Origin of the sequence: Nostoc sp., from assembly GCF_036917355.1 — a bacterium.
Lineage (GTDB): Bacteria > Cyanobacteriota > Cyanobacteriia > Cyanobacteriales > Nostocaceae > Nostoc.
Genome location: NZ_JBALDP010000103.1, coordinates 1 through 26,271, shown reverse-complemented (window position 1 = coordinate 26,271; position 26,271 = coordinate 1). Strand labels below are relative to the sequence as shown.

The following is a 26,271-nucleotide window of genomic DNA, read 5'->3' as shown; positions in this document are numbered from 1 at the left end:
GTGTATCTCCCTTGCCCTGCACGGGTTTGAGGCTTGTTTCTCCCTCAAAAATGTTTAAGTCCCGCTATAAAATAAGTCAGACACATGAAATGTCCCGCGTGCGAACGGCGTATCGCGTTATATATATTAATGGGACTTAGACAAAAAACATCTAGAAAAAAGTCTCAAATCTATATACAGAGAGATTTTGACATCGTTTTGCTTGGTTTATTGATATATCTAGGTTTGAGCCATTTCTGAGATAATGATGTATTTCCCTTGCCCTGCACGGGTTTGAAGCTTGTTTCTCCCTCAAAAATGTTTAAATCCCGTTAATCATCTATCTAAATAATTTTAATTCATGCAAAAAATCGTATCCGATCCAAAAATAATGATGGGCAAACCTGTCATTTCAGGAACTCGTATTACAGTTGAGTTAATTCTTGAAAAGCTTGCTGCGGGTGAAACACCTGAACAAATACTCGAAGCGCATCCACGACTTACCGATGAAGGAATTAAAGCAGCTTTGGCATTTGCGGCTCAAGCTTTAAGGTATGATGTGGTTTATCCAACAATTGATAAAGCTTCTTGAAGTTTTTAGGAGACGAAAATTTAGATTGGCAAATCGTTGAACGTCTACGGCTAGATGGTCACGAAGTTTTGTATGTTGTGGAAATGCAACCAGGAAGTCCTGACGATGAAGTTTTGAACTTGGCTAATAATGAAAGTGCAATTTTGTTGACATCAGATAAAGATTTTGGTGAGTTAGTTTTCCGTTTGCGTCGAATTGCGGCAGGTGTGGTGTTAATTCGGTTATTCGGTTTATCTTCAAATGATAAAGCAGAAATTATTGCCAATGCCATTAATGAACACACAGATGAATTATTAGGAACTTTTACTGTTATTTCATCTAAAAGTATTCGTATTCGTAAAATAACGTGAATTTTAGATGCGATTGGAGATGGAATAAACAGTGCGATCTGTTAAAGGCTTTTAGATAAATCCCAAGGGCGATCGATCGCGCCTTGTGTTCTGGTAGGTGATGAAGAAGAATGTTGAAAGGAGTTATATATTAAATTAATCATCTATCCAAATAATTCTAATAATGTAGTGTACTAGCTGCATGATTTACACAGGTTGTATATGGAGCGATCGCTCTTTTTCATCCTTTTGTATCTCCAGCACCTTGGCAAATATACAATTCGCTTTCCAATCGCTGTTGATTGAGGGGTTATTTTTGGTTAAGAGCGATGTCTACGGCTTGCTACGCCTACGCACTTACCAAATTTCTGTGCGCCTCTGCATGACGAAACCTCAAGCTGTTATTTCAGAACTACGGCAGAAAAATTAGCCAGGACTCATAGACAAAGCTGTACATCTTGGTAGCATTGAGTGAAGTACCCGTCAGCAAGGGAGCGAGGGCGATGTACGCAACCGTCACACAACCACTGACTTTTGAAGAGTTTCTTGCCTGGGATGATGGTTCAGGCAGAGAGTTTGAGCTATTGGATGGGATTCCCGTGCCATTATCAGAACCAAATGCAAATCATGAGGATTTGATCCAGCGACTGTGTGCCTACTTAGAAAATCACTGCCAAGAGAATGACCTGCCTTACGTGTCGCGCCAGTCCAAGCAGGTTAGGCTCAAAACAGCACCAGGAGAAAAGGAAAAAAGCCGGAAAGCAGATATTGTCATATTTGCAAGAGTTGAATGGCAGAGGATGAAAACTATCTCTAGTTCTGCTGCTGCATATATTCCACCACCCGGAATCATTGAGGTTGTTAGCAACAATTGGAAGGACGACTATCTGACAAAACTTGCTGAATATGAAGACTTAGGCGTTTTCGAGTACACCATTGTAGACTATGCTGCTTTTGGTGGCATTCGGTTCATTGGTTCTCCCAAGCAGCCAACCATTACAATCTACCAACTTGAAGGTGCAGAGTATTTACCCCCAAAGGTGTTTCGAGGGGAGGATCGAATTGATTCTAGATTGTTTCCGAACATTTCCTTAACGGCTGAACAGATTTTTGCAATGAGTCACTGATTAACCCGACGATTTATAGCTACTACTAACCAAGTGCTTTCTGTCTCAGCTAATGTCGGAGTCGTCAGTTGAACTTCTGGCGGCTCCACATTTTCTATTATTGGAATTTCTGGAGGATTTTCTGACATCACTCAAATTCACACAATACTTTGAGCAGATGGTCTAGTTAATGGTATTTCATCAATCTCGGTACCTAAAAGCTGTTGCCAACTCAGGACTAATGATCGCTTTGGTGCAGGCTCTGAGTGCGATCGCACCACGAAAAATCCTTACATAATTAAATATGCGACATCGCTCTATGTATTAATACGACACAACAACACGTAAAGCCGATTGCCTCAAGGTAACAAAGACACTGTAAAAGCGATCGCTATTATTACAGCATAAGTATTTCCTGTATAGGAAGATACTTGTCGTAAATCTTGAAATAGATTTTTTTATTTTACCTAAAAATCTAGGTAAACATACTAATACACTGTGACGGAAATTTGCTTACCTTTAACAAGGGGTTTGAGTAGGGAAATTCATGAATTGTCCCTACTTGTCTGCTTGCTTAATTGAGATCGTAGCTGGATTTGCGCCGCACTCTATTAGGCTGTGATTTGTTTATTATTCTCAGCTTAATTTCTGTCTAATCATGATCAAAAACACTATTCTAAATCCTCTAGTAACTGATATTCGGTGTGAAGAAATTTGTCAGATTTTGGGAGAGACTTACAATCAAGAACGTTGGAACGATTGGCGCTGGCAAATGCGGCATCGGTTAACTAAGCTGGAACACTTTCAGAAGTTATTAAGGCTTAGTACTACCGAAGAACAGGGACTTTTAATTGCACCAGAAAAGTTTGCTGTAGCCGTAACTCCATATTTTGCATCACTACTCGATCCAGAAGATCCCCTTTGCCCACTACGGTTACAGGTGATACCACGGCAAGAAGAACTAATAGTTAGTCCAGCAGACATGGTAGATCCATGTGGTGAGGATGGCGACACTCCAGTACCAGGACTTGTACACCGCTACCCTGACCGAGTGTTGCTACTTGCCCTAGATAGTTGTGCCGCTTATTGTCGTTACTGCACCCGCTCTCGTTTGGTGAGCCAAGGTGAGATGTACCCAGTAACGCGACGGTTGGATGCGATCGCTGCTTATCTGGAGGAACATACTGAGATCCGTGACGTGCTAATTTCCGGTGGCGATCCTCTATTGATGGCTGATGAACCTTTAGACAATTTGCTTAGGCGGCTGCGTGCCATTAAACATATTGAATTTATCCGCATTGGTTCTCGTGTGCCGAGTTTTTTACCGCAGCGAATTACACCAGAACTGGTTGCCTTACTTCGTAAACATCGTGTGTGGCTATCTTTGCACTTTTGTCATGTGCAGGAACTTACCCCAGAAGTCGCACAAGCTTGCGATCGCCTCGCTGATGGCGGGATTCCTCTAGGCAGCCAAACTGTGCTGTTAAAAGGTGTGAATGATTCTGAAAAAGCCCTGAAGAATCTGTTTCACGGTCTTCTTAAGCTGCGTGTACGACCTTATTATCTTTATCAATGCGACCCTGTTGTTGGGACTGCACATCTGCGAACGAGCGTGCAAACTGGGCTTGATTTAATTTCTAAATTACGCGGTCATACTACTGGCTACGCCGTACCAACCTATGTAATTGATGCCCCTGGTGGTGGTGGCAAAGTCCCAATTCAAGCTGAGACTCTAGTTGCTTATGAGAATGGTACAGCTACAGTGCAAAATTGGGCAGGTAAAACGTACACCTATACAGATCCAGTGGAGTAAACTATGGGGTTATTCATTGGTCTGTGTTATGACCTGAAGGCGGACTATCTTCAGGCTGGTTTCAGTGCCTCTGAGGTGATGGAGTTCGACGATGAAGAAACCATCATCGGGCTAGAAACTGCACTATTGCAGTTAGGTCATCAGGTTGAACGTGTCGGTAATGGTAGGGAACTTGCTCTGCGTTTGGCAAAAGGCGATCGCTGGGATTTGATTTTCAATATTGCTGAGGGTTTAAAGGGTCGCTCTCGTGAAGCTCAAGTTCCGGCAATCTGTGAATTATTCGCTCAACCTTACACCTTTTCCGATCCGCTTACCTGCGCCCTGACGTTAGACAAGGCGCTTGCTAAAAGAGTAGTGCGCGATCGCGGTTTGCCGACAGCCCCCTTTGAGGTCGTGAATACTACCGCAGAAGCAGCGGTTGTATCGCTACCAATGCCACTTTTCCTTAAGCCTATGGCGGAAGGCAGTTCTAAAGGGGTAACTGGTCGTTCTCTTGTCAAAGAACGCGAGGAAGTAGTAAATGCTTATCAAGCGTTACACGAACTTTTTCAGCAACCAATACTCGTGGAAACCTTTCTTCCTGGTAGAGAAGTAACAGTAGGCATTGTTGGCAACGGTAGCAACTCACGGGTAGTAGGTGTGATGGAAGTAATTTTTACAGGACAAGCAGAAGCCTTCGCTTATACTACCCTCAATAAAGATGAGTATCTAGAACGGGTATCTTATCGTTTACTCATAGATCCCGAACCACTGGCAGCACAGGCAAGGCAACTAGCGCTGGATGCTTACCATACTCTTGGTTGCCGTGATGCTGCCCGCGTGGATCTGCGCTGCGATGCTAGCGGTGTATTGCAGTTTATGGAGCTTAACCCATTGCCAGGGCTACATCATATCCGCTCAGACTTGCCAATTATGGGACGTTTGGGTGGTGTGACATACACAGAAATCATTGCTCAAATAGTCGAGTCTGCATGGCAAAGATATAAATACTGAATAAAAGGCAGGGGGACAGGTACAACTAGTAGTTCGCTAAGGTAACTTGGAGGGGATAACGGGCGGGGGGAACGGGGAAAGGTTTTAAATCCCTTACCCTTTTCCCTTTCGCCTTTCCCCAGTCCTCACAAGCGCATTTTTGGGTTGGCAGACCACTAGGTGCAACAAACAAACCTACACCTGTCAGTTACTTCCCCCTCCCCTCTGGCATTTTTTATGCAATATGAAGTTGCTCAAACTAAACTACAGAGGGATGTTAGGTGATACGCTCATCTTATAGTGTGTTAAATACTGTTACCTAACTGTGGAGAATATACTCATGAATTTATTATTTATGCAAACAGCAGCACCAGCTATAGATGCTGGCCCTCATTTTCCTGTTGCTTTTACCTTGGTGTATGTCGTTGGTTTTATTGCCGCTGTCACCATTGGCTCAATAGCTTGGTACAACTCGAAACGCCCCGCAGGTTGGGAAAGCAAAGAACGTCCTGATTTTGTGCCTAAAGTTGATAAAGAAGAAACTCCAGGTTTGGGTGAACCTAAGTAATAAGCAGTGATGAGTGCTGAGTTTAATAATCAAACTTACAGCAGTTTTCATTTATTTTGAACCAAATTTTACATTATCCAAAACCCTTGTAGAGACGTAGCACTGCTATGTCTCTACAATTGTCTATTAACTCCGCAAAGAAGTTACATTCATATCGTCGTTCAATCTGCGAATCAGACGGGATAACTCACGAATGATATTCACCGCAATTTCGGGAGTTTCTTCGATCGCATCATATAGTTGCTCTTGCGTCAGTTCTAAAAATTCACAAGGTTCTAGAGTCGTGGCAGTGGCAGATCGAGGTTGAGTATCGAATACTGCCATCTCACCAAAATATTTTCCCTGTTCCACCTCTGCCAACTGTTTATTCCCAATGTGAACTTTAACTCGACCGGAGACGACAATATAGAGCGATCGCCCTTCTTCTCCCTGTCGAAAGATGGTGTAATTAGCTGGGAATGACAATTCGTTCATCACTGAAGTGAGCCGCACAATAAAATCATCCCGCAATTCCTTAAAAATCGGGACTCGCCGGACAAATAATAAACGGTCAACACTGGTTAGCATAATTACAAGTTAAAAATTCAACATTACTGAACAGCTCAAAACTGAAGTCAGAGGGCGATTAGTCATATTACCGATGTTGAATGCTGGCCGTCAAGGATATTCGAGCCTTTACTATCTGACAAGGGTTCTCTTCAATAAGAGCGATGCCTACGGCGGTAAACTACGCATAAAAGTTTCTCAAACAATAGCTTAGTATTCAATACTACTCGTTTTGTGCATTTTGAACTCAGAATTTAGTTTAGGGAAAAGGTTAAAGGTTTTTTCTTTCCATTTTTCCTGATGAGTGTCAATGAATACAAAGCCCAAAACATCTAGTAAAATTGTCAATCACTTTTATTTATCATTTTAAAAAACAAGAGTATTTGCTCTTATTTGGCTGAAAGCCATAATATTAACTTCATGAGCTCCCAAGGTACCTTGCTGAGAAAAAAATCACCAATTTGATTGGAGGCGATGCCTCTAAAAATTGGGTAATTGGCTGATAAATAACGAATATCGCTCGGTTGTCGTTAGAAAAACAGTCACAAAATCTCTTAACCTGCCCTCACATCGAGAAGCAGAGAGGATTAAGACAAACAGCATTAAATTACTGTGAGCAACAACTATGGCTTGGCTAATTAGTACATTATTGATTGGAATCTCTGTCGCTTTTGCAACCACCTTTGACGACAACTTATATTTGACGGCTTTCTTCGGGAAAGTCAATCGTAACTTTCGTCCTAAGCATATTGTTATCGGTGAATTTCTGGGATTTACTACCTTAGTATGTGCTAGTCTCCCTGGCTTCTTCGGTGGTCTGCTCATTCCCAGCAGTTGGATTGGTTTACTAGGTTTACTTCCCATCACCATTGGTATCAGTAATCTCATCAGTCGAGAAGAGGAAGAAGAGACAGTACAAGCAGTGTCAGTTGACTTCAACTCTCCGGTAAAATCTGGACGCCAGAAGAAATCAATATTCGCAACCATCCGCGATCCTCAAACTTACCGTGTTTCTGCTGTCACCATTGCCAATGGAGGAAACAACATTGGAATTTATGTACCGTTGTTTGCTAGTAGTAATCTTCCAAGTTTGGGCGTAATTGTCTGTGTTTGCTATTGCAGTATTGGGATGTGGTGTTTACTCTCTTACAACTTGACTCGTAATCCTCTGATGACTCCCGTTTTAACTCGCTACGGTCGAAAAATCTTCCCCTTTGTCTTAATTTACTTGGGACTCTCTATCTTAATTAAAAGTGAAACATATCGACTTTTACCTAGTCTGGCAATGCTTGGGAACTAAGTATGAGGCGATCGCCCCCCTCCAGTGGATGCTCCACGCGATCGCAATTCCTGATGTAGGCAAAAAAATCAGCGATCGTTTCCCATCCAAAAAGATTTATTAATCACTTGAATTTATCAATATGAATAACAATAATATTTGCTCTTATCAATCAAGTTATCTAAAGTGAGAATAAAGCACATTATCGATGGCTCTTAATAAAAGCAAGTCCACCAATAGGAATCAGATTATGAAGGAACTAATGAATCAATCAAACTCTAAAAAATTAACTCAGTGGCTCGTAAAAACAGTGTTTCTGGTAGTTGTAGCGGGATTTACTCTGCTTATCCAGCCCAGCGCTAGAGCGCAAACACTAACACCATCCATACCTACGGAATCTGAACTAGCTCCAGTTGAATCACCAATGGAGCCTGTAACCGCACCAGCAATATCTCCAGTTGTATCGCCAATGGAGCCTGTGACAGCGCCAGTCATATCACCGGTTGTATCGCCAATAGTGTCTGTAGCAGAAAACGTTAGACATTTATTACAAACCAATGAATGTGTCGGCTGTAACCTCGCTGGGGCAATGTTAAAGGACGCAAACCTGCAAGCAGCAAACTTGGAGGGTGCTAACTTACAAAATGCAGACTTAGAAAGGGCTAACTTGCAGCAAACAAACTTACAAGGAGTTAACTTTCAAGGAGCAGATTTAGGCAAGGTAAACCTTTGGGGAGCAAACCTTGTAGGAGCAAACCTTTTTGATGCAGACCTAGAAAAAGCCAACCTCTTGGGAGCAAATCTGCAAACCGCTAACCTACAAAACGCAGACTTGGAAAATACAAATCTGACAAATGCAAACATCCAGGGAGCTAACCTGATGGGCGTTGATTTGGACGATGCAATCAGACCGGAAGGATTCGCTATTCAGTAATTAAACTGAAGTTCTACGTGCGAGTTGAATAAAAAATATCAAAAGCCTGATTCAGCAATGAATACAGGCTTTCACTAATTCGTAATTCGTAATAAACGTAGATGCAAAGGGGCTTGCCGCCGATTAGTACAGAGACGCAGAGAACGCAGACAGAGGAGAAATAGAGAGGATGTTTAAAAAGTTTTTTTGGTAACATGATGGGTAGGCAAGTTCGTAGTAAGGACTTTAGTCCTTACTACAAACTTTTCATTACTAGCTTAGACATTGTACTAGTACAGTACCGCGTAAATAAACATACCATTTCCAATGGCGCAAGAGCTTAGAATACAATTCTTTTGACTTTTCACTTGTGCCTTGCAGTACTAAAATAATTTGCGACTTTTCAAACATTCTCTTAATGGCAAAATATTGTTATATCAGGTTCGGTTTAACACTAATAATATCTGTAGGTTGGGTTGAGGAACGAAACCCAACATTTGCTCCATGTTCATGTTGGGTTTCACTGTGGTTCAACTCAACCTACATAGATAGATTTTATTATAAGTAATTACCCGAACTTGATATTAGTCAATTAATTCCAGCAATTCTTTTGTTTTCAAATCGGCTGCTACAGGTTGAGAACATGCAATCTGAGGAGAGATCGAGCAAATCGCCTCTGTGGTTGTTTCAAAACAATTTGATAACCCAATTGTTTTTAACAATCCTGTACGTTCTAATAGTTGTTGGACTTCGGGTTGTAAACCTGTGAGAATTAATCTGCAATTGTGCCGTTCCAAGTCGTGATAAATATCCTCTAAAGCTACTAACCCAGTTGTGTCCATATTTGGCACAAACCGCAACCGCAAAATTAAATATTTCACTTCCGGTTCATCCCGGAGGAAGGTAGCAAATCGTTCAGCAGCACCAAAAAATACAGGGCCATCTACCCGATAAACGGCAATTTCTTTACCTAATTCTAAAGGAGTACCAGGGGGAAAAACTTCGGTTTCAGGTATTTTAACTAGGCTTAAATCGCTCATCCGTTTAATGAACAAAGCTCCGGCTGCAATCAATCCCACTTCGACAGCGAGAACTAAGTCAAACAAGATTGTCACTAGCCAGGTGAGAATCATCACCGCAAAGTCGGAGTAGGTAGCACGCATCAATAAACCAATGGCTTCCCACTCAATCATCCGCAGACTAACCACCATCAAAATCCCAGCAAGTGCTGCTAAAGGAATCTGCGCTGCTAGGGGTGCTAAAGTTAAAACGATAATCGCTAAGGCAACACCGTGAATTACCCCAGATAGCCGGGTTTTGCCGCCAGAACGGACATTTACAGCAGTTCGAGCGATCGCACCTGTGGCGGGGATACCACCAAAAAATGGCACAATCATATTAGCCAAACCTTGACCAATTAATTCGCGATCGCTATTATGTTTCTCGCTGACAGTCATGCCATCAGCCACTACCGCGGATAGCAAAGATTCAATACTTCCCAGTGCAGCTAAAGCCAAAGCTGGGTTAATTAGTTCCCGAATCACACTAAAATCATTCCAGTGGGGAATACCTTGAGGCATCGGTAAAGATTGGGGAATCGTGCCAATTGTTGGTACATTCAGATGGAAAGCAGAAGCGATCGCAGTAGCTAACACCAGTCCCACTAAAGAACCTGGTATTGTTGTATTGATCCTCGGCCACAAAAGATTGGTGGCAATCACCACAACTGCCAAGGCAACTGCTGCCCAATTAAGAGCTTCTACATGAGTTAGACTTTGCCAAAGTCCGGGTAAAAAATGTTCGCTACGCGGTAATTTTAAACCAAAGAAATTATTTAACTGACCACAAAAAATAATCACGGCAATACCATTAGTAAAACCTGCCGTCACCGGATAGGGAATAAACTTTACTAACTGTCCAAGTTTGGCAACCCCCAAGGCAATCTGGATAATCCCAGCCATCACCCCAGCAATCCAAACTTTTTCAAGGCCGTACTTGGCGACAATTCCCACCAAAACCACAGCCATTGCACCTGTTGGCCCTGTAATCTGTACTGAGGAACCACCAAAAATTGCGGCGACAATTCCCGCCACAATCGCGGTGTAAAGTCCCGCCTTTGGTTCCACACCACTGGCTACCGCAAAGGCTAAAGCCAAAGGCAATGCCACCACTGCTGCTGTTAACCCTCCCGTCAAATCGCCACGCAGTCCACCAAACAAGCTACCCAGCCGCAAAAGCTGTGGTTCTTTGAGGATATTAGATGTTGCCATATCGTCATTTTCAACTCTTATACACAATTTGCTGAAGCACACACAAATGTTATTCCATCTTTTCGGTAGATTTCATCAGGGTTGTTGATAATTCCCTGATTGCGTATGGGTTTTGGTTCAAGTTCGTCTATTTGCTGATTAATAAAAGCGCAGGCTTACTTGACATAATGGGTATAGTATGTATGTGGAAGTTGGCGATCGCTACAGAGTTCCTTAGCAGGACTACTGCTGGTTGGTTTGATAGCTTTGCATGTTTTGGCAAATAAGCTCGAACATGGAGAAGTAACGCATAGCAGCTAACGTCAATGCAGCCCAAAAATTGGATGTTTTTAAGCAAATAAGCGTATTTTTAGGATTAACTTTATAATTTCTATGAGTACAAATTTGGTAAATACTAATGTTGCAATCGATTGTAGGAGTGTACAAGAACGGTAAAATACAACTTTTAGAATTACCATCTGATGTATCAGAAAGCCGTGTTATTGTAACTTTTTTAGAACCAGTAAAATCTAAAATTCACAAGCAGATAATGCAGTTTGGTATATTTTCTGGGAATAAACAATCAACAGAAAACGATTTTCAAGTTACTGAATTTCATGGAGATACCGATGTTATCTCAAAACTTAAGATAGCAGAAGGCTGCACTTTACACAAAATTTAAGAATAGAAAGTAAGATTTCATTGATTATTACGAGGCAGTAAAAGCGTACTTTGTTTAAGCTTGAATGTAGTATAATTTACTATTTTAATCTAAGTAGTATATAGAAGAGAAAAACATTATGGGACTAGGCGATCGCATCAGCCGCATAATCAGGGCAAACCTAAACGATATGGCAGGTAATTTCAATTACGGAGAAGGCGCAGTGTTTATTGCTGGAGGAACAGCGGCTGGTGCTGTTGTTTCTCAAACCGTTGGTGGCATGGGATTAGCAGCCGCAGGAACAGCTATTGGTATTGGTGCGCCTCACTTGATGGCTACAGGAGCAGTTGCTGGTATGGCTGCTTATGGGACTAAGAAGGGAATAGAAAACCGAGATCCCTTGGTTTTGGGTGCCGCAGGACTAGGAGCGGTTGGTGGTGCTGGAGTTTCTGCCACTGTTGGAAATATGGGGTTACTTGCAGCCGGAAGCGGCTTTAGCATTGGTATGGTTCCTGTTGCTGCGGCTGGTGCAGTAGTTGGACTTGGTGCTTATGGTTTATTGAGGCTCCTTGATGGAGGTCAAGATACTAATGACCCAAAGAAAGTTATTGAATCCCTCAACCAAACACGACTAAGCATAGTGCACAATATTCATTATGTTAAAGCTAGCAAAGAAAGGGTGCAAATAAATTACAAGCAAGCTCAAAAGGAAGTCCAAACCTGGTATCGAATAGCTGTATTAGCTATGAAAAAAGAACGTGAGGATTTGGCTCGTGAAGCCTTGACTCGTAAGTATACTCACCAGCAAACTGCTGATACCCTTGAAAATCAGCTTAATCAGCTAATAACAATAATAGATAATCTCAAAAGTGATTTAAGGTTTATAGAAAGAACAACTGCCCAAATTAAAACAGAAGCAAGCTCAAGCTATGGGTGGGTTTAACAATGGCAAAAAAGGCTCCTAATGAATTCCAAAAACTGGTACGAGGGATGATTCGGAATTTTGCCGTTCTAGTGAATGAGCCAAAGCCTGCGAAAGCCAAGAAGACAGAGATTAAAAAAACAGCTTTTACCAAATCCCAATCTCAACCCAAGCAGGAAGCAAAAAAACGATCGCGTCATATTCCCCTATCAGTTCGTTTTACAGTTCTGCGAAGAGATGGTCATAAATGTGTTTCTTGTGGAAAAAGTCCACCAGAAGTCACGCTAGAAGTTGATCATAAAGAGCCATTTTCTAAAGGAGGCACTAACGACATTAGTAACTTGCAAACGCTGTGCTTCGAGTGCAATCGTGGCAAAGGTGCAAGTAGCGGAATATAAAGGATATAAATTTCTGTCAAAGATTATAGATAGCCCTTCAGTGAATTTACTGGAGGGTATTTGCTATTCTAAAAAGACTTTATCTCAACTCAGAAAGGATAAAAACCCGATCGTACTTTGCCTTCTTTCTTCTAGTTTGTTTCTCTTCAAAAATAAAAACCAGTGACACAAAACTCTAAAACAGGCGTAGCATTTATTGCAGGCGGAACCCTAGCAGGTGTTGGTGTTTCCGCAACAGTTGGCGGGATGGGACTAGCAGGCGGATTTGGTGCAGTTGGTATTGGTGCAACTCCTGTAGTCGGTGCTGGCGCTGTGGCTGGTGCGGCTGCTTATGGTGCTTTTAAAGCCATAGCAGAAAAAGATGCAGCTGCCTTCGCTACAATGGGAATTGGTGCAGTCGGTGGTGCTGGTGTTTATAGCGTCGTCGGTGGTATGGGTTTAGTCGCACCTAAAGTAGGGCTAGCATTTGGGATTGGTGCAGTACCGATGGCAGGAATTGGTGCAGTAGTGGGACTCGCCGCCTATGGTATTGCCAAACTGTTAGACGAATCGGAAATTAGCGAAACTCCAGCACAGCTTTTTGAGCGAATGGAAGAGAAAGTTTTGCAGATGAGCTACTATTCCGAAGCAGTGATGGAATTAGAAGCATTTTTATCTGGTGACGATCTCAACCAAAAATTTGCTGGTTTGAAAGTCGAAGATGAGTTACAAGCACTTAAAGCTGAATTCAAGAAAAAATCAGAATTTGTTACGCCTAAAGCTTCTACTCCCAATATTGAACCAGAAAAAATATCTCCGACAACCCAGCTACCTGAAACCTGGAGATGTGTACGCACACTTAAGGGACACTTAGCGGCAGTTAATGCGATCGCAATCAGTCCTGATGGTACTACCTTAATTAGTGGCAGTGATGACAGACAAGTTAATTTGTGGAATTTGAAAACCGGAAAATGGCTTTACACATTCTCAGGACAAGCAGAAGCAGTTTTATCTGTTGCTATCAGCCCTGATGGACAGCAGATTGTAAGTGGTAGTGTAGATCGCAAAATCAGCAGTTGGCAGATGGACACAAAAAAATTTATCCACACATTCTTTTATTTAAACTCTGCTTATAGTCATAATGGTTTTATTAACTCAGTAGCCTACAGTCCTGATGGAGCAATTCTTGCTAGTGGTGCTGCTGATAAGACAATTAGAATTTGGGGACGCTACACGGGAACAGTAAAACGCACATTGAATGGACACTCAGATGCAGTTTTGTCTGTCACTATCAGTCCTGATGGTAAAATCCTTGCAAGTGGTAGTGCCGATAAAACTATTAGGCTTTGGGATACCAAAACTTGGGAACAACGCTATATTCTCACTGAACATTTGGGTGCAGTGAATACAGTTGCTATCACTAATAACAGTCAAACTCTTATTAGTGGTAGCACAGACACCACAATTAAACTGTGGAATCTCCCAACTGGAGAATTACTTTCTACTTTAACTGGACACTCAACGGCGGTTTTGTCTGTTGCCATTAGCCCTGATGGTAAAATCCTCGCCAGTGCCAGCCGAGACGGTACAATCAAACTTTGGAACCTCCGCACCGGCGAATTACTACAAAATCTTTCTGGGTGTAATCCCGTTGCTTTTAGCCCTGATGGTAAAACGCTGGTAAGTGGTACTAATGGTGGAAGCATCAAGATTTGGAGTCAATTTACTCTCGACTCTGGATTATCGGGAGAATGGTGGGAAGTCTTGGGTGTAAATCAAAGCGATCGCCCCAATGTTGTTAAAATTGCCTACCGTCGATTAGCAAGATTGTATCATCCTGATGTTAATAGTTCTGCGATCGCAAAAGCCTCAATGCAAGCAATTAATCAAGCTTATAAAGAATTCCAGCAGCAGGTAACATGAAGTTAGTAGTTTATCGATGCTAGTCAAAATATGAATAATATTTGAGGAAATAGTGTTATGTTTCAACATTTAGTAGAAGCGATAAATTTTGAAGAATTCGTCGAACTGAAACCGGAGAACGGCAGATATGAATTACATAAAGGAGTAATAGTTGAAATGCAGCCGACAGGGGAACATGAGTTAGTCAGAGCATTTCTGATTAGAGAACTCAATTTTGAGATTCGGAGGTTTAACCTAGCTTATTCGATTCCTGCTCAAGCATTAATCAAATCTGTTGATAAAAAATCTAGTTATATTCCAGATGTGCTGGTATTGAATATCCCTAACTTAATTAATGAACCACTTTGGAAAAAATCATCAACAGTTACTCAAGCTGCATCAATTCCATTAGTAGTAGAAGTTGTGAGTACAAATTGGCGAGATGATTACTTTCTCAAATTCGGTGAATATGAAGAAATTGGGATTCCAGAATATTGGATTGTTGACTATGCTGCTCTTGGTGGAAAACGGTTTATTGGCAATCCCAAGCAACCGACAATATCAGTTTACAGATTAGTGGAAGGCGAGTACCAAGTAACTCAGTTTTGTGGTAACGATCGCATTCAATCACCAACTTTAATAGAGCTAAATCTAACTGCTGAACAAGTGTTTAAGGCTGCTTCGGGAGAACAGTAATGAACATCATGCTAATACTCAGTATTTATATACTTGGTATATTCTTTGTACCTTATGGGCAGTATTTTGACTTAGCACTCTTGATTATTTTTGACGCACTCCGATAAACATTCCATATCATCTGTCAGCAGGGTAATATATTTAACCCTTGAGAAGTATTGACATATTAAAATTTTTTAGCCCTCATCTTGCATCTTAAGAAAAAACGTTATAAATTATTAGATAATAGGGGAAAATATGACTTATTAGTGTCAAAAACTAATCCTGCTCAAGTAAATATACTGCAACCAGTTTTAACTTCACACAATTCCTAAACAGCACTGAAGATATGTTTTTGTTTGGTAAAGCAAAGATTCTGGACAGACAACGGAACCATAAATAATCTAAAAATATATCTTATGTGACTGTTTTTAGGGAAAATGTTACTACTTGCGGTGGAAAGCAACAAGTATAATTCACCAAAATAGTAATAGATTACAAGCAATTAACTAACAATAAAATTGCATAAATATCAGCAAAATTATTCCTTGTTAGTTGATTATTATTTTGCCCAATTATCTTTGCTATTCAAAGAATCGTTTTTGTTATGCTGAGAATAGCAAAAGTAATAAATGAAGACCATCTACCACAAATTCACAATCCTTATGGAGTTATTCTGGTAATGCACCTAAACGAATTGGAAACTACTGAGAATTTAAAAGAAGTCGAAGAAGCATGGCTAGCACTAGAAAAATCAATTCTCTATTATCAAGGTCGCCCTGTTGGGACAGTAGCCGCTTATGATGCTTCTGTAGAAGCGCTCAATTACGATCAGTGCTTTGTCCGAGATTTTGTTTCTTCAGCTCTAATTTTTCTGATTAAAGGTAGAACTGATATTGTTCGTAATTTCTTAGAAGAAACCTTAAAGTTACAGCCTAAAGAAAAGGCATTAGATGCCTATAAGCCAGGACGAGGATTAATACCAGCTAGCTTTAAAGTGGTATCAGATAATGGACAAGAATATTTAGAAGCTGACTTTGGCGAACATGCGATCGCTAGAGTTACACCTGTAGATTCTTGCTTGTGGTGGATTATTTTGTTGCGCGCTTATATAGTCGCCACAAAAGATTTTTCTCTCGCCTATCAACCTGAATTCCAAAATGGAATCAGGTTAATTATGGAAATCTGTTTGGCGAATCGTTTTGATATGTACCCAACGCTGTTGGTTCCAGATGGCGCTTGTATGATTGACCGTCGTATGGGCATTTATGGGCATCCTCTAGAATTGCAAGTCCTCTTTTACACGGCATTGCGTGCATCTCGTGAACTGCTAATTTGTAAAGGTAATTCTGATATTGTTGAAGCCATTGATAACCGCTTGCCTCTTTTATGCGCTCATATTCGCCAGCATTATTGGATAGATATTAATCGTCTGAATGCAATTTATCGCTTCAAAAGTGAAGAATATGGTAAGGGTGCTGTTAATCTGTTCAATATATATGTAGATTCCGTTCCTTATTATGAATTAGATAAGTGGTTGCCAAAAAAAGGTGGTTATCTAGCAGGTAATGTTGGCCCGTCGCAGCTAGATACTCGCTTCTTTTCACTCGGAAACTTAATGGCAATCATTTCAGATTTAGCCACAGAAGAACAGTCACAAGCGATTATGACTCTCATTGAGGATCGATGGGATGATTTGGTGGGAGATATGCCAATGAAAATTTGTTTCCCAGCTTTGGAACATGAAGAATACAGAATTGTGACTGGATGCGACCCCAAAAATATACCTTGGTCGTATCATAATGCTGGTAGTTGGCCTGTTTTAATGTGGATGTTGGCGGCGGCGGCTGTAAAAAGTAATAGAACAAATCTCGCACAAAAGGCGATTGAAGTTGCCCAAGGGCGCCTTAGTACAGATGAATGGCCAGAGTATTACGATGGGAAAAAAGGGCGACTGATTGGGAAACAAGCTAGGAAATATCAAACTTGGACAATTACTGGGTTCTTATTAGCAAAAGAACTGATGGCAGATCCCAGTTCTTTACCATTAATCAGCTTTGGAAAATTACCAGCAGAACAGGTTTCTAGAGCGTGTGAGTTTGAAATCGCTAGTGTAGACCCGTATATGACTTGATAGGGAAGTTAGGAGTTGGGAGTTGGGAGTTGGGAGTTAGAATACAAAAGCCTCCTGACTCCTGAATCGTGTTTTCATGACAAACCCCCGTCAATTAGCTTTTATCGCCCTACGAGATGTTCGTAAGGGGGCTTATGCTGATGTTGCCCTAGATAGAGTACTGCAAAAATTTAATTTGCCTGATTGCGATCGCCGCTTAGTGACAGAATTGGTTTATGGGAGCGTCAGAAGGCAACGCACTCTTGATACTCTCATAGATCAACTCGCTAAAAAGAAATCTCATCAACAACCACAAGATCTCCGTACCATCTTACATCTGGGCTTTTACCAGCTGCGTTATCAAGAGCGTATTCCCGCCTCGGCTGCTGTTAATACCACAGTCCAACTAGCTAAAGAAAACGGTTTTTCTGGACTCACGGGTTTTGTGAACGGTCTATTACGCCAGTATCTCAGAAACGCAGGGGGGCAGAGGGGCAGGGGAGCAGGGGAGCAGGGGAGCAGCACTTCTCTACGAGACGCTGCGCGTAGCTTGCTTCCCCGGAGGGATACGGCTACGCTCTGTTACCGAGGGGCAGAGGAGAAAGATTCTTTGTTACTTCCCCAGTTCCCAATTGCCCATTTTGATCCGTTAGAACTTCCAGAAAACCCTGTGGAACGCTTGGGCATTTTACATAGTTTTCCTGACTGGATTATTCAAGTTTGGTTAGAACAACTGGGTTTAACTGATACAGAACAACTATGTGAATGGATGAACCAATCACCAACAATTGACTTACGCATCAACCCACTTCGCACTACCATTGAGGAAGTTGAAGCGGCTTTGCAATCTGCTGGTGTTTTGGTAAGACGCATTCCTCATTTACCCCAAGCTTTACGATTTATTGGTAATACTGGGTCAATTCAAAAACTACCGGGTTTCAAAGAAGGTTGGTGGACTGTACAAGATGCTAGCGCTCAATTGGTAGGTCATTTGCTCGACCCTCAACCAGGTGAAGTAGTAATTGATGCCTGCGCTGCACCAGGGGGGAAAACAACCCACATCGCTGAATTAATGACAGATGAGGGTAAAATTTGGGCTTGCGATCGCACTCCTTCTCGCCTTCGCAAACTCCAAGAAAATTCTCAACGGCTAAATTTACAATCTATTCAAATTTACACTGGCGACAGTCGCCACTTCAGGCAATTTCAAAACACCGCAGACCGCGTATTACTCGATGCTCCATGTTCTGGTTTGGGAACTATGCACCGTCATGCTGATGCGCGTTGGCGACAGACACCAGAATCTGTCCGAGAACTTTCGGATCTGCAACGAGAACTACTAAGACATACATCAACTTTTGTCAAACCTGGTGGTGTACTAGTTTATGCTACGTGTACATTGCATCCAGCGGAAAATGAAGAAGTAATTTCGGCGTTTTTAGCTGAGTCACCTCAGTGGCAAATTGAGTCTCCTAGTGGCGTGGAGTTACCTGATTCTACCGAGAGGACACCTCAAGGTTGGTTTAAACTTTGGCCCCATCGACAGGATATGGATGGTTTTTTTATGGTGCGCTTAAGAAAAACCAATAATTCCGAATGAATACTGTTTAGGATTGTACGATTTGGTGGAGGCCTGAATCTACCAGAGGAGGCAGCAATGGTTTCCCCTTCCAATGTAAAAAACTTAGTTAAAATCCTGATTGGAGCAGCCTGGATCGATGGCAGAATCCAGCCAGAAGAACGGCAATATCTCCGCGAAATAGCTCAAGCAAAAGGTTTAGCTAACGACCCAGAAATTAAGCCTTGGCTGTACGAATTAGTTCCTGTGCAGCCAAAAGAATGCTACGACTGGGTGCGGGAGTATCTAGGCGATCGCCCCAGTCTTGAAGATTGCGAAAATCTGATTGAAGCCATCAGTGGCTTAATTTATAGCGATGGTGAAGTTGCCGTAGAAGAAGCCAGGCTCCTGACAGAATTGCAGGATATAGTGAAGCCGAATGATTCAACTCAACCAGCTCACACTACGCTTCTCAAACAAATTCAAAAGCTTTACCGCCGTTGGGTTGAAGTCCAAAACTAACATCGAGTTATAAGTTGATCCAAGAGGAGGCGGTGAATTATCTCACTGCCTTTTTATGTCTCTTCGTCCCCATACTCCGTACTCCGCGATAAATCGCGTCTCTACATGAGGGTTTTGGGGTTATCTGAACTGTATTGGCTTTAAATCCACGTTGTTGAAGATGCTACTTTTAGACATTCTTTAAGAAACTGCTGGGGAATTTCTCTACTTTCTCCCCAATGCTGATGAACATAAGAAGCATGAATATTTGCAGGTAAACCCCATCCTTCACATCCCATATTTTCGTCACAATCATAGCGAGAAGTTTCAAATAGGGGTTGAGTCGGAGTTAAGGTTAAATGGGAACGATGAAACTCATGTCCGTAAACAGTTGTATTTGCCTTAACTAACAAATTATCTTGCAAAGCGACTGCACGGCGATAGCCCAAAGTTAAACGTCCACCCATCACAGCAGATGTTGGTAGCACTCCCGCCATTGACCAAGATTTACCCTCAAAATCGATAATTTGCTCGCACAAATACATTAATCCGCCGCATTCGGCAACCGTAGGTATTCCTTTAAGTATTGCCTTTTTTACTGCATCACGAACGCTGGTATTTTCTGCGAGTTGCTGGGCAAAAACTTCCGGGAAACCACCGCCAAAATACATTCCCTGGATATCTTTTGGTATGTCAGCATCTTCTAAGGGACTCCAGAAAACCAATTCTGCACCAAGTTGTTGCAGCAAATCGAGATTATCTTGGTAGTAAAAATTAAACGCGCGATCGCGGGCTACTGCAATCCTAACTGGAAATGAGGCAGATAAGGAAGATGAAGCAGAGAAAGAAAAGCTTTCTGATTTTAACAAAGGTAATAGGCGTTGCCAGTCGAAGCAAGTATCTCCTAAATCGGCGAGGCGATCGATTAAAGCATTGAGTTCGGGAAGTTCGGCTGTGGGTACTAAACCCAAGTGGCGATCGGGAATTGTGATATTATCTTGACGGCGCATTACGCCGAGAATAGGTAAATGTAAGGGTTTTAGGGAATCTTTGAGCAAAGAGAGATGGCGATCGCTCCCGACGCGATTTAATACTACTCCAGCTATTTTAATTCGGGGATCAAAAGATCGATAGCCGTGCGCGATCGCAGCTACAGAACCAGATAAACGACTGCAATCAATCACCAACACCACAGGTAAATCTAACAGCCGCGCAATGTGTGCAGTACTAGCAAAGTCAGTAATTTGTCCTTTGTCATTAGTCATTAGTCCTTGATCACTTGCAAATGACAAAGGACTAATGACCAATGACGAAACACCATCAAACAATCCCATCACCCCTTCCACTAGGGCATATTCACTCAGTTGGCTATGATGGGCAAAACATTGCTGAACGTAAGCTTCAGAAGTCAGCACGGGGTCTAAATTGCGACAAGCACGACCAGTTACGTGTTGATGAAACATCGGATCGATGTAGTCTGGCCCCACCTTAAAAGATTGCACCAAGCGATCGCGACGGTGTAAAGATGCTAAAAGGGTGAGCGTGACTGTTGTCTTACCCACCCCACTACGTTCCCCGGCAATGACTAAAGCCATAAATGAAACAAATTAGGTTTTTATGCAGCAACTATTTCGATTATTGGCTGTGTGTCTATCGTCACTTTTTGCAAAAGCAGATGCACCAGTTTCTCCAACCGACTAACTCAAACTTATACCAATTAGAAACAAGAAAACCAGCCAATTAGGGGAGTTGGGCTGAAAAAGTCTAATAGTATAGTTAAAAATTAGCCCAGAGTCAGATAGCAATAAGCTACCAAAAAAGGAACGTTTTATGATAGTTGTGCATCATCTTAACAACTCGCGATCGCAGCGGGTGCTGTGGCTGCTTGAAGAATTAGGGATCGAATACGAGATCGAGTTCTATGAACGCGATGCAAAAACGATGATGGCACCGGAGTCACTGCGCCAAGTTCATCCCCTGGGCAAGTCACCAGTAATCACAGATGGAGATTTGGCGATCGCTGAGTCGGGCGCTATCATCGAATACCTCGTTAATCGCTATGGCAATGGTCGCTTAGTTCCGGCATCCGATACACCAGAGCATCTACGCTATACATATTGGCTGCATTACGCCGAAGGCTCTGCAATGCCACCTCTGGTGATGCGATTGGTCTTGAATAATTTCGGGGAAGGAGACAGCAGCGTTGTTAATGGATTCGTCGCGCCTCAAATCAAACTTCATTTTGACTACATAGAAGGTGAACTTCGTAAAAGTACGTGGTTTGTAGGGGAGGAATTCACCGCCGCCGATATCCAAATGAGCTTTCCTCTCGAAGTAGTGGCTATGCAAAAAGAAGAGGCAAAGAACTGGCCAAAGATCAAAGAATTTGTCGATCGCATTCATGCGCGACCTGCTTACAAACGTGCGCTTGAGCGTGGAGGCGAATATGACTATATGACAAAGACACGATAAATCATGACAAAGACGCGATAAATCGCCGTCTCCACAAAGGACTAATTGTACAGACGGCGATTTATCGCGTCTCTTGCTCTTGCTTGAACTTATAAGAAAAACAAGGTTGAGCAACTATTTGCCCAACTTTGTTTTTCTTATCTGTTGTGTAGAGCGATCGCACATGTAAAATGTCTTAATTTTTCCTAGTTCATGATGCGACTAATTTTTTGCGGCTGGGACGCTTGTACTCTGATTTTTTCTTCAATCCTACCGCTTGAGCTTGATCGCTATCTAATCCATATTGTCCGCGCACAACTTCTTTCATCGCTAATACCGCATTGTGAAATTCCCATTCTGCTAATCGCGCAGCATCAGCAGCCGCACGGTATAAAGTTAGTTTCTCAGTTTCGGCTTGTTGCTGGGCTAACATAGCTTGATAAGCTTGCTGTAAGTTTGTAGCAGAGGCATCAGCACGGGTTGTTTCATAAGTGGCGATCGTTTGCAAGCCGTGCCATGAATTAATATCTTCACTAATTAATTGAGGGCGCAAACGGCGTGTTGTATCTTGGGTTGGCATATCAGCATACTGTTGTAAGGTACATATTTAATGTACCCATTGCAACTCTAAAGCTATTAGTAAGGTGAAGTTTTTAGATAAAACAAGGTTAAAGAAAGGGTAAGCTCATTTTTGCAGGTCGATGCACCTAAGTTGCAGGTCGATGTATCTAAGTTGCAGGTCGATGCATCTAAGTTGCAGGTCGCTGCATCTAAGTTGCAGGTCGATGCATCTAAGTTGCAGGTCGCTGCATCTAAGTTGCAGGTCGATGCATCTAAGTTGCAGGTCGATGCGTTTAACCAATTTGTAGGGTGAGCAAATATTTGCCCACCCAATACAGTTAAACAGAGGTAAAATTGCTCTGTGCCAGCGTCATGGTATTAAACCCAGTCAGCACCGCTAAAGTTTGATTGCCTAAACGAATCTCATTACCAGAGAAAGACAACTGACTATAGCTCAAACCAGCCAAGCCGATTTTATCGCTCTGACCTAAACTAAAGTCAGTGATTGTATCCCGACCTGCGGCTTTCTCCAAAACAAAGATATCGCTACCAGTACCGCCAGTCAGGTTATCATCTGCCTTGCCACCGTTGAGGAAATCGTTACCCGCACCACCAACAAGTAAATCTTGACCATTACCTCCTAAAAGACTGTCGTTACCGTCACCACCATAAAGTGCGTCTTCACCGTTATCACCTTCGAGATGGTCATTACCAGCCTCACCATAGAGTGTGTCTTCACCGTTACCGCCTAAAAGCGTGTCGTTGCCAGTACCGCCATTGAGCGTGTCTTCACCATTTTCACCCACAAGCTTATCGTTACCAGCATTTCCCGATATGATATCGTTACCGTTAAGTCCGTTAATGATGTCATTGCCGGATGTGCCATCAAGAATATCGTTTTGGTTAGTGCCTTCGCGGTCTTTGCCGATTGCCAACGTTACTATCCCCAAGTCAGTGCCACCGTTGCCATCGCTGAGGGTATAGTTAAAGCTGCCATCGCCAGTGAAACCTGTGGTAGGAGTAAAGACCACGTTGCCACTGCCATTTAAGGTGACAGTACCATTAACAGCGTTACTTACAGCAGTGATGCTCAAAGTAAAACTGTCTACATCTGTATCGTTAGCCAACAGGTCAGCAGCCAGTAGGGTCAAAGGTGTATTTTGATTGGCGCTAGCAGAGTCATCACCGGCTACAGGTGCGTCGTTGACGGGAGTTACTGTTAGGTTAAAGGTATCGTTAACACTGGCATTACCCGTGTCCGTTGCGGTAACTTTAATGCTAATTGTGCCGTTATTTGGGTCATCAGGGGTGCCGCTAAAGGTGCGGGTATTGGAGTCAAAGCTTAACCAGGTAGGTAAGGAGTTGCCGTTAGCGAGAGTGGCAGTATAAGTTAAACTGTCACCAGCATCGACATCAGCAAAGGTATTGGCTGGAATAGTAAAGCTGAAGAAACCATCTTCTAGGGTTGTTTGGTCTGCGATCGCATCTGCTAAAGTTGGCGCATCGTTAACTGAGGTTACAGAGAAAGTCTGAGTTTGTCCAGTTAAGGTTGCTGTGCCATCAGTGACATCGTAGGTCAGATTAACTGCGCCGTTAAAGTTGGCAGTTGGGGTGAAGGTATAAGTCCCATTCAAGTTGTTCACCAATGCACCGTTACTTGCAGTTAAGTTAGCAACTGAAAGGGTATCACCATCCAGATCGCTGAACCCTGCTAACAAGTTAGCCGCAGTAATTGTGATGGCTGTATCTTCGGCGGTGTTGCTTAAAGTGGCTGTGGGTGAACCTGTGGGCGCATTGTTATTCTCGAAGAACAGGGTATTGCCGTCAGAATTCCCCACAAAAGCATCGAGGTCGCCATCGCCATCGATATCGGCAAAGCTGGACGAGGAAACAAAACCCACATCCGTCAGTCCGAAGGGGTTGGTGGCTTCAAAGGTGAAGCTGGGAGCAGCCGTAGTTCCAGTATTGCGGTAGAATGTGGTATTGCCGGAAGCACTACCCACAAAAGCATCCAAGTCCCCATCGCCATCGATATCGGCAAAGGTGGGGTCACCCGCCAACTCATTCGCCAGTCCGAAGGGGTTGGTAATTGGGGCCTTAAAATTCGGGTCAGACATGGTTTTTATCCTTTGATGAGTAAATAGACTTCTTGCAAAAGTCGGGGTAAAGGGTAAGGGGGAAAGGGTAAAGAAACTCAAAATCCTTTCCCTTTAACCTTTACCCTTTTCCCTAAGAGTGCAAAAACATATTTTTGCAAGAGGTCTAATGATTTGTTTGGGAATTAAAGACTGCAAAGACTTAAGAAGCGCGATCGCAGGGCGATGAAACTTAATTGCAGGGCTATGCAACTGAGTTTCATCTCTTTGGAGTGAGCAAATATTTGCTTACCCCAAAGAGATGAAACTAAACATCGTTTGGCGCGATCGCAACTAGGCATGGGGTGATTCCTGTTGTTTTGGGCGCGTTTGATTAAATACGCTTTATGGGCGAAAATGCGATCGCATCACCAATCAGCCAAAAAGGCTATAATCCTAAATTGTGATGAAATCAGCAGATGTGAGAGTGGTGGTATTAATACCCGTCAGCGTTGCCAGGAGTTCATTGGTGCTGGTAATAAAGATGTTGCTGCCAGAGAAAGACAGAGCGCCGAAACTAAGACCGCCAGACAAACCAATTACATCTGCTCGACTAAAATCGGTGATGGTATCGGTGCCGTCTAGGGCGGCGAAGATGAAAGTATCAGAACCATTGCCACCAGTTAAGATGTCGTTACCAGTACCGCCTGTCAGTTTATCTGCGCCGTTACCGCCATTGAGGGTATCATTGCCGGCACTGCCATTGAGGGTGTCTTCGCCGTTGCCGCCAGAGAGGCTATCATTGCCTGCTGTGCCGTTGAGCAAGTCGTCGCCGTTACCACCAGAAAGGTCAGTCCCCACAGCAACGGTGACATTACCAGTGTCAGTGAGGCTACCATCGCTGAGGGTGTAATCAAAGCTGGCATTACCACTGAATCCAGTAGTTGGGGTGAAAACAATAAAGTCATCTGCCGTGTTGCTGGCTGTGCCGTTGTCATTCAGGACTGCCGCACCGTTGGTAGCATTACTGACACCTGTGATGCTGAGGGGGTTGCTGTCCGGATCGGTATCATTTGCCAGTAAGATACTAACTTGAATGCTGACGGCAGTATTTTTGGCAGTGGTAGCACTATCGTTAACAGCTACAGGAGGCAAATTAGCAGGGGCAGGCTGGTTCTCGTAGAACAACGTATTGCCGTCATAATTCCCTACAAAAGCATCGAGGTCGCCATCGCCCGTGACTTACACGATTCAGTATCGCAGACATTGTTTACTGTGGCGACAATTGCCGAAGCTTTGCCTAGAGTCTGGAAACGCAACTCAGAAACAGCCCAACAGGGATTAGAAGAACTCGCCCAATTGACACAAGGGGCGTTAGCAGAAATGCGGAATTTACTAGTCGAGTTGCGTCCTAATGGTTTGGTAGAGAAACCTTTAGGTGAATTACTACACCAGTTAACCAAAGGAATTCAAGGACGGGCAAATTTACAGGTAATAACAACAGTGGAAGGCGATCGCTCTCTGTCTAATGAGGTGAAGCTTGTCTTCTACCGGATTACTCAAGAGGCACTGAATAATATTATTAAATATGCCCAAGCAACGCTTGTATCAGTCAGCCTCGGCAGCGATTCACAAAAGATGGTTTTGCATATTAGTGATAATGGCTGTGGTTTTGACTCCAACAAAATACCATCTGGTCATTTGGGAATAGCAATTATGAAGGAACGAGCTGAATCTATTGGCGCTATTTTCTATTTGTCAAGCAATTTAGGAGAGGGGACTGAGATTGTCCTGAGTTGGTCAACCGCTGTAAATAAAATAGGCAGTGAGGAGTAAGGAATTGGGCACTTGTACTTCGACTACGCTCAGGAACCGCGGAGCCGTTGGCGCAGCCTCTCCAAGAGTTGTATTGAGCATGGGGCATAAATAAAGTTAACTACTAAAAGCGTAATTTTTTTTTGATTGTTCATTGGTAAGGGCTTTAGACGTATTTGCTTTTTGTAATATAGTTATGTTTATTTGAATCGACTTACTTAGCCCTCTTCTGTCACTCTCCGGGATGAGCAAGTAGTAACTAAGTGAAATTATCCAGAAGCATAACAGGGTTTAAATTGATTCATTGCACTAAT

The 26,271-nt window shown here is 42.7% G+C and carries 28 protein-coding genes; 20 read left to right on the top strand and 8 right to left on the bottom strand.

The features are described 5' to 3' along the window. Nucleotides 1-340 precede the first annotated feature (340 nt). The 4 genes from V7K53_RS30645 (at nucleotide 341) to V7K53_RS30630 (ending at nucleotide 2,027) form a co-directional block, all read left to right on the top strand. Nucleotides 341-571 (top strand): DUF433 domain-containing protein, encoded by a 231-nt coding sequence (locus V7K53_RS30645; protein ID WP_335201248.1) that lies wholly within the window; start codon nucleotides 341-343, stop codon nucleotides 569-571. After that, entirely contained in the window at nucleotides 568-921 is a 354-nt protein-coding gene (locus V7K53_RS30640; RefSeq protein WP_335201247.1) for a DUF5615 family PIN-like protein, read from the top strand. Before V7K53_RS30645 ends, V7K53_RS30640 begins: the two co-directional genes overlap by 4 nt. A gap of 181 nt (nucleotides 922-1,102) precedes the next feature. Next, on the top strand, nucleotides 1,103-1,330 hold the full coding sequence (locus V7K53_RS30635) for a hypothetical protein (protein ID WP_335201246.1): 228 nt from the start codon (nucleotides 1,103-1,105) through the stop codon (nucleotides 1,328-1,330). Between the two features lie 73 nt (nucleotides 1,331-1,403). Beyond that, on the top strand, nucleotides 1,404-2,027 hold the full coding sequence (locus tag V7K53_RS30630) for a Uma2 family endonuclease (protein ID WP_335201245.1): 624 nt from the start codon (nucleotides 1,404-1,406) through the stop codon (nucleotides 2,025-2,027). Here the strand turns inward: V7K53_RS30630 and V7K53_RS30625 are convergent. Further along, nucleotides 2,021-2,155, bottom strand: coding sequence for a hypothetical protein (locus V7K53_RS30625; protein WP_335201244.1), 135 nt, complete (start codon nucleotides 2,153-2,155; stop codon nucleotides 2,021-2,023). The two genes, V7K53_RS30630 and V7K53_RS30625, sit on opposite strands and share 7 nt — an antisense overlap. Nucleotides 2,156-2,664: 509 nt before the next feature. Here V7K53_RS30625 and V7K53_RS30620 point away from each other — a divergent pair. The 3 genes from V7K53_RS30620 to psb35 all read left to right on the top strand — a co-directional run bounded on the left by V7K53_RS30620 (nucleotide 2,665) and on the right by psb35 (nucleotide 5,359). Continuing rightward, nucleotides 2,665-3,819 (top strand): KamA family radical SAM protein, encoded by a 1,155-nt coding sequence (locus tag V7K53_RS30620; protein WP_335201243.1) that lies wholly within the window; start codon nucleotides 2,665-2,667, stop codon nucleotides 3,817-3,819. 3 nt (nucleotides 3,820-3,822) lie between these two features. Further along, nucleotides 3,823-4,812, top strand: coding sequence for a D-alanine--D-alanine ligase family protein (locus tag V7K53_RS30615; protein WP_335201242.1), 990 nt, complete (start codon nucleotides 3,823-3,825; stop codon nucleotides 4,810-4,812). 319 nt (nucleotides 4,813-5,131) lie between these two features. Further along, nucleotides 5,132-5,359, top strand: a complete 228-nt coding sequence (gene psb35 / locus V7K53_RS30610) for a photosystem II assembly protein Psb35 (protein ID WP_289797416.1) — start codon at nucleotides 5,132-5,134, stop codon at nucleotides 5,357-5,359. 126 nt (nucleotides 5,360-5,485) lie between these two features. Here psb35 and V7K53_RS30605 read toward each other — a convergent pair whose 3' ends face one another. After that, the gene (locus V7K53_RS30605) at nucleotides 5,486-5,926 is read right to left on the bottom strand and encodes a Crp/Fnr family transcriptional regulator (RefSeq protein WP_069074674.1); all 441 of its coding nucleotides are present in this window, start codon (nucleotides 5,924-5,926) and stop codon (nucleotides 5,486-5,488) included. Between the two features lie 604 nt (nucleotides 5,927-6,530). Between V7K53_RS30605 and V7K53_RS30600 the strand changes: the two genes are divergently transcribed. Further along, entirely contained in the window at nucleotides 6,531-7,205 is a 675-nt protein-coding gene (locus V7K53_RS30600) for a cadmium resistance transporter (protein ID WP_335201240.1), read from the top strand. A gap of 241 nt (nucleotides 7,206-7,446) precedes the next feature. Beyond that, a complete protein-coding gene (locus V7K53_RS30595; RefSeq protein WP_335201352.1) occupies nucleotides 7,447-8,118 on the top strand; it encodes a pentapeptide repeat-containing protein in 672 nt (223 codons plus the stop codon). Nucleotides 8,119-8,681: 563 nt separating this feature from the next. On the opposite strand, the gene V7K53_RS30590 is transcribed toward V7K53_RS30595, so the two are convergent. Then, nucleotides 8,682-10,367 carry a SulP family inorganic anion transporter gene (locus V7K53_RS30590; protein ID WP_335201239.1) on the bottom strand — a complete coding sequence of 562 codons (1,686 nt, stop codon included), beginning with the start codon at nucleotides 10,365-10,367 and terminating at the stop codon, nucleotides 8,682-8,684. A gap of 397 nt (nucleotides 10,368-10,764) precedes the next feature. On the opposite strand from V7K53_RS30590, the gene V7K53_RS30585 reads away from it, so the two are divergent. The 8 genes from V7K53_RS30585 to V7K53_RS30550 all read left to right on the top strand — a co-directional run bounded on the left by V7K53_RS30585 (nucleotide 10,765) and on the right by V7K53_RS30550 (nucleotide 19,076). Further along, nucleotides 10,765-11,028 carry a hypothetical protein gene (locus tag V7K53_RS30585; RefSeq protein WP_335201238.1) on the top strand — a complete coding sequence of 88 codons (264 nt, stop codon included), beginning with the start codon at nucleotides 10,765-10,767 and terminating at the stop codon, nucleotides 11,026-11,028. Nucleotides 11,029-11,146: 118 nt separating this feature from the next. Further along, entirely contained in the window at nucleotides 11,147-11,950 is an 804-nt protein-coding gene (locus V7K53_RS30580; protein ID WP_194046522.1) for a PspA/IM30 family protein, read from the top strand. Between the two features lie 2 nt (nucleotides 11,951-11,952). After that, on the top strand, nucleotides 11,953-12,327 hold the full coding sequence (locus V7K53_RS30575; protein ID WP_335201237.1) for an HNH endonuclease: 375 nt from the start codon (nucleotides 11,953-11,955) through the stop codon (nucleotides 12,325-12,327). A 162-nt stretch (nucleotides 12,328-12,489) separates the two neighbouring features. Next, nucleotides 12,490-14,229 (top strand): DnaJ domain-containing protein, encoded by a 1,740-nt coding sequence (locus V7K53_RS30570; RefSeq protein ID WP_335201235.1) that lies wholly within the window; start codon nucleotides 12,490-12,492, stop codon nucleotides 14,227-14,229. A 57-nt stretch (nucleotides 14,230-14,286) separates the two neighbouring features. Further along, entirely contained in the window at nucleotides 14,287-14,904 is a 618-nt protein-coding gene (locus V7K53_RS30565; protein WP_335201234.1) for a Uma2 family endonuclease, read from the top strand. A 661-nt stretch (nucleotides 14,905-15,565) separates the two neighbouring features. After that, entirely contained in the window at nucleotides 15,566-17,017 is a 1,452-nt protein-coding gene (locus V7K53_RS30560; protein ID WP_335201351.1) for a glycoside hydrolase 100 family protein, read from the top strand. 76 nt (nucleotides 17,018-17,093) lie between these two features. Further along, the gene (locus tag V7K53_RS30555; RefSeq protein WP_335201233.1) at nucleotides 17,094-18,596 is read left to right on the top strand and encodes a 16S rRNA (cytosine(967)-C(5))-methyltransferase; all 1,503 of its coding nucleotides are present in this window, start codon (nucleotides 17,094-17,096) and stop codon (nucleotides 18,594-18,596) included. A gap of 57 nt (nucleotides 18,597-18,653) precedes the next feature. Beyond that, on the top strand, nucleotides 18,654-19,076 hold the full coding sequence (locus V7K53_RS30550; RefSeq protein WP_335201232.1) for a tellurite resistance TerB family protein: 423 nt from the start codon (nucleotides 18,654-18,656) through the stop codon (nucleotides 19,074-19,076). A gap of 140 nt (nucleotides 19,077-19,216) precedes the next feature. Here V7K53_RS30550 and V7K53_RS30545 read toward each other — a convergent pair whose 3' ends face one another. Further along, nucleotides 19,217-20,650: a cobyrinate a,c-diamide synthase gene (locus tag V7K53_RS30545; RefSeq protein ID WP_335201231.1), complete on the bottom strand. Its 1,434-nt coding sequence runs from the start codon at nucleotides 20,648-20,650 to the stop codon at nucleotides 19,217-19,219. A 235-nt stretch (nucleotides 20,651-20,885) separates the two neighbouring features. Here V7K53_RS30545 and V7K53_RS30540 point away from each other — a divergent pair, with 235 nt between their 5' ends. Further along, nucleotides 20,886-21,527, top strand: coding sequence for a glutathione S-transferase family protein (locus V7K53_RS30540; RefSeq protein WP_335201230.1), 642 nt, complete (start codon nucleotides 20,886-20,888; stop codon nucleotides 21,525-21,527). A 190-nt stretch (nucleotides 21,528-21,717) separates the two neighbouring features. On the opposite strand, the gene V7K53_RS30535 is transcribed toward V7K53_RS30540, so the two are convergent. Beyond that, nucleotides 21,718-22,086 carry a hypothetical protein gene (locus tag V7K53_RS30535; protein WP_335201229.1) on the bottom strand — a complete coding sequence of 123 codons (369 nt, stop codon included), beginning with the start codon at nucleotides 22,084-22,086 and terminating at the stop codon, nucleotides 21,718-21,720. A gap of 111 nt (nucleotides 22,087-22,197) precedes the next feature. On the opposite strand from V7K53_RS30535, the gene V7K53_RS30530 reads away from it, so the two are divergent. Then, entirely contained in the window at nucleotides 22,198-22,380 is a 183-nt protein-coding gene (locus V7K53_RS30530; protein WP_335201227.1) for a hypothetical protein, read from the top strand. Between the two features lie 25 nt (nucleotides 22,381-22,405). On the opposite strand, the gene V7K53_RS30525 is transcribed toward V7K53_RS30530, so the two are convergent. The 3 genes from V7K53_RS30525 to V7K53_RS30515 all read right to left on the bottom strand — a co-directional run bounded on the left by V7K53_RS30525 (nucleotide 22,406) and on the right by V7K53_RS30515 (nucleotide 25,297). Further along, a complete protein-coding gene (locus V7K53_RS30525) occupies nucleotides 22,406-24,184 on the bottom strand; it encodes a cadherin-like domain-containing protein (protein WP_335201226.1) in 1,779 nt (592 codons plus the stop codon). Between the two features lie 164 nt (nucleotides 24,185-24,348). After that, on the bottom strand, nucleotides 24,349-24,504 hold the full coding sequence (locus V7K53_RS30520; RefSeq protein WP_335201225.1) for a hypothetical protein: 156 nt from the start codon (nucleotides 24,502-24,504) through the stop codon (nucleotides 24,349-24,351). 94 nt (nucleotides 24,505-24,598) lie between these two features. Then, nucleotides 24,599-25,297, bottom strand: coding sequence for a calcium-binding protein (locus V7K53_RS30515; protein WP_335201224.1), 699 nt, complete (start codon nucleotides 25,295-25,297; stop codon nucleotides 24,599-24,601). Here V7K53_RS30515 and V7K53_RS30510 point away from each other — a divergent pair. Continuing rightward, nucleotides 25,235-25,978 (top strand): sensor histidine kinase, encoded by a 744-nt coding sequence (locus V7K53_RS30510; RefSeq protein WP_335201223.1) that lies wholly within the window; start codon nucleotides 25,235-25,237, stop codon nucleotides 25,976-25,978. The genes V7K53_RS30515 and V7K53_RS30510 overlap by 63 nt on opposite strands. Nucleotides 25,979-26,271 lie beyond the last annotated feature (293 nt).